The organism is Paracoccus aeridis, assembly GCF_004923205.2.
Lineage (GTDB): Bacteria > Pseudomonadota > Alphaproteobacteria > Rhodobacterales > Rhodobacteraceae > Paracoccus > Paracoccus aeridis.
Genome location: NZ_SELD02000049.1, coordinates 1 through 3,211 on the forward strand (window position 1 = coordinate 1; position 3,211 = coordinate 3,211).

Sequence of the window (3,211 nt, forward strand, 5' to 3'; positions counted from 1 at the left end):
ACGGTGGCAACCTCGGAAGAAGTAGGCGCCTACGCCGGACGCTTACATCCGAGGGCGCCGTGCGTCCGACGCAGGGCAAGACCCTCGCCGTCATGCAGGTGTCCGGCGGCTCGCAGAGCTTCAACGCAGTAAATCAGATGCGGGTTCTCGGGCGCTGGATGCGAACGCTGACCATCCCCAACCAGTCCTCCATCCCCAAAGCGTTTCAGGAGTTCGACGAGGCGGGGCGGATGCGACCGTCGCCACTCTATGACCGGATCGTGGATGTCATGGAGGAGCTGGTGAAGTTCACGCTGCTCACGCGCGACCGGAAGGCGTATCTCGTGGACCGCTACTCCGAGCGCAAGGAAACGGCGGCTGCGCTCATGAAGCGGGTGAACCTCTCCGCCGCAACCTGAGCGCGCGGCGGGTTCACGAGGCCCGTTCGCGCCGCCTCAAGTCCGCCTGAGGGCCAGCAGAGCGACGAAGGAGGCGACGCCGATCCCTGCCGTCAGCCAGATCGCCGAGAGACCCCAGGCCGTCAGCGCCGCGCCGAAGATGAGGGGCGCCGCCGCCTGAAGGACGCGGGCGGGCGCATTGAGCCAGCCGATCCGCCGCCCGTATCCGGCCGCGCCGAACAGCGCCAGCGGAAGCGTGCCCTTGGCGATGGTGACGATGCCGTTCCCCGCCCCGTGCAGGAGCGCAAAGGCATAGGCAGCCGGTCCCCCGAAACTCACCAGCGCCACAGCAGCGACGGGATGCGCCGCTGTCCGGTTCGATGATCTCTTCGATGCGCGGCAAGTGCTTGGGCAGCGCTCCACGATTGGCGACACGCGGCTTGGCGGGGCGCTTGGCAGCGCGATCCTCGGCATCCTCTTCGGCATGGATCACCGCCAAGGCGGTTTCGAGATCTTCCAGCGCCAGCTCGAACTGGTCCGGATCGCTCTTCTCCGATTTCCGGCCGAAGACAGCCTGCTTGAAGGCCGCGACCAGCTTCTCCAGCCGCGCAATGCGCTCGTCCTTGCGCTTGTCGCGCGCATCCGCGGCGATCAACAGCGCCTTCAGCGCAGCAATTTCTTCAAGCAGATCAGCGGTCTTCGGCATGGCGCGGGTCTATCATGGCTACCCTGCCGATGCCCGCCGAAAGCACCGACCGAGTCATCCTGCCGCAGGGCAAATCCCGTCACTCCACCGCTTCGGGGGCCTTCGCACCGATGGCCCGAACCCGCCGCCAGTCGAGCCCCGCAAACAGCGCCTCGAACTGTGCATGGTTCATCAGCATCAGCCCGTCCTTCACGGCAGGCCAGGTAAACGTGTGCTCCTCCAGCCGCTTGTAGGCCATCACCAGACCGGTGCCGTCCCAGTAGAGCAGCTTCAGCCTGTCTGCCTTCCTCGCCCGGAAGACAAAAATCGTCCCGGTGAACGGATCCTTGCGCAGTTCGTTCTTCACCATCGCGGCCAGGCTGTCGTGGCCCTTCCTGAAGTCGATAGGCTTCGTGGCCACCATGACCCGCACCCGGTTCGATGGGAAGATCATGAGCCAGCCCGCAGCGCCACAGCCAGTTCCGCGACCCGTGCGGCGGGCGTGGCTGCATCCAGGCGCACCGTCACAGGCCCGAGGATCAGATCAATCGACGCTATCGTTGCCACTGTCGGGACCACCATCGGCGACGCAACGGGTGCTGCAAACTCTGCCCCCGCAACCTCGGGCACCACCAGCTTGCCCTTCCGTGCCAGTGTCCGCCAAGACGACAGGTGGTTGGCCTTCAATCCATGCCGACGCGCCACCTCGTTCACCGTGACCCCGGGCACCAGCGTCTCCGCAACCATCCGGCCCTTCGCCTCGTCAGACCATCGCCGCTTGGCCGCCGGAGCCGCCAAAAGCTCCACAAACCCAATGGCCTCCATACTGCGCTCCCGATGGACTCCCACTGACACCTCCCGTGCAAATCTCCACAAGAGGGCGCATCGCAGCTTACAGATTCAGCAGGAAGGTGGGGTCAGAACAGCGCTTACGCCGCAGGACGTTGTGCAACTGTGCGCCCGTGCGCCTCAGGCTCTGGCCACCTGCGCAGCGTTTGCCTCTTGGGCGTCCTGAAGGGACGTCTCCTGGTGATCGCCGATTCCGTTCAGCTTCTGCGGCAACGCCCGCAAGGATAGCGGTTTTGGCTGGCGCCGAGTCCTCTCGTCTTCTGCACGAGGCAAGCCCTATTTTACCCAAGGCCGTCGACCGCTCCGCCTGATCGCCCATGATCTCATGGACGAAGACGTGATCCGGCTGCGCTACACGCCCGCCTAACCTTGTCGGAACCTCAGAACTGCGGTGCCGACTGATCAGAGTTTCCAACGGATTCGCTAAACTAGGCGTGAGGGGTCGTCCATTTAGATGAGGACGCCGCCACGCTTCTGAGCGCAACCTTGGGAAAATATCCTACCCGGCAATGGCTACTTCCGATAGCATGGATGCGGAGGATAGAAGGCGGCCCAATTGCCTGTCTCCTTGACTAGAGTTAGAGGGGAATCCACTGGATCCCGCCTGACGCATAGAAAGCATCGGTCGACAAATGCGCATCGTGGGATGTGAGTGCCCACGTTCGGGGTCAGCCCGATGCGCAGTAGAATGAACCTGTAAGAAAAAAACAGCAGTCATGACGCAGTACCACCCAGCTGACCTCGGCGCATTGAGCGATTTGCTTTCCCTGAAAGCGGCTTGCAGCCGACGGCCGCTTTCGGTTGCCATCGATGGGCGCAGCGGCACTGGCAAATCGACGCTTGCTGCAGTCCTTGCTGCGGACTTGGGCGCGACGCTGGTCGAGGGTGACGACTTCTATGCCGGAGGAACGTCCATACGTGAGGAGCCTCCCGCCTGCCTGGTTCACAGCTGCATCGATTGGGTACGACAGCGTGCCGTGCTTGAGAGCCTGCGCGCGGGTCATCGCGCCAGCTGGCGGGCATTCGACTGGGAGACGTTTGACGGAAGACTCCTCGACGAACCCACGTGCATTGAACCGAGGCAGATCATCATCCTCGAAGGCGTATACTCGGCCCGGCCGGAACTGGCCGATCTGATCGATCTTTCGGTATTGTTGAAGGTTGACGAACCTGTCCGGCAGGCTAGGCTTCTCGCCCGCGAAGGTGAGATGGGTGCCTGGGAGTACCAGTGGCAGGCTGCTGAGGACTTCTACTTTAACAGGCCGCTGAAATAGTCGGCTCTCGACGTAGTTTGCAGAAC

The 3,211-nt window shown here is 63.2% G+C and carries 4 protein-coding genes and 1 pseudogene; 2 read left to right on the forward strand and 3 right to left on the reverse strand.

All coding sequences use genetic code 11. The features are described from left to right. A partial coding sequence (locus ELI80_RS13740) for an NADPH-dependent FMN reductase family protein (protein ID WP_500048778.1) occupies positions 1-398 on the forward strand: 398 nt, incomplete at its 5' end. A 322-nt stretch (positions 399-720) separates the two neighbouring features. Here the strand turns inward: ELI80_RS13740 and ELI80_RS13750 are convergent. The 3 genes and pseudogenes from ELI80_RS13750 to ELI80_RS13760 all read right to left on the reverse strand — a co-directional run. Next, positions 721-1,083 (reverse strand): annotated as a pseudogene (locus tag ELI80_RS13750) (transposase domain-containing protein); the annotation flags it as partial. 79 nt (positions 1,084-1,162) lie between these two features. Next, positions 1,163-1,516 (reverse strand): IS66 family insertion sequence element accessory protein TnpB, encoded by a 354-nt coding sequence (tnpB, locus tag ELI80_RS13755; protein ID WP_136652561.1) that lies wholly within the window; start codon positions 1,514-1,516, stop codon positions 1,163-1,165. Continuing rightward, positions 1,513-1,887, reverse strand: coding sequence for a transposase (locus tag ELI80_RS13760; RefSeq protein WP_080623370.1), 375 nt, complete (start codon positions 1,885-1,887; stop codon positions 1,513-1,515). Before ELI80_RS13760 ends, tnpB begins: the two co-directional genes overlap by 4 nt. Positions 1,888-2,627: 740 nt before the next feature. Between ELI80_RS13760 and ELI80_RS16105 the strand changes: the two genes are divergently transcribed. Further along, the gene (locus tag ELI80_RS16105) at positions 2,628-3,185 is read left to right on the forward strand and encodes a uridine kinase family protein (RefSeq protein ID WP_161596485.1); all 558 of its coding nucleotides are present in this window, start codon (positions 2,628-2,630) and stop codon (positions 3,183-3,185) included. Positions 3,186-3,211: the final 26 nt, after the last annotated feature.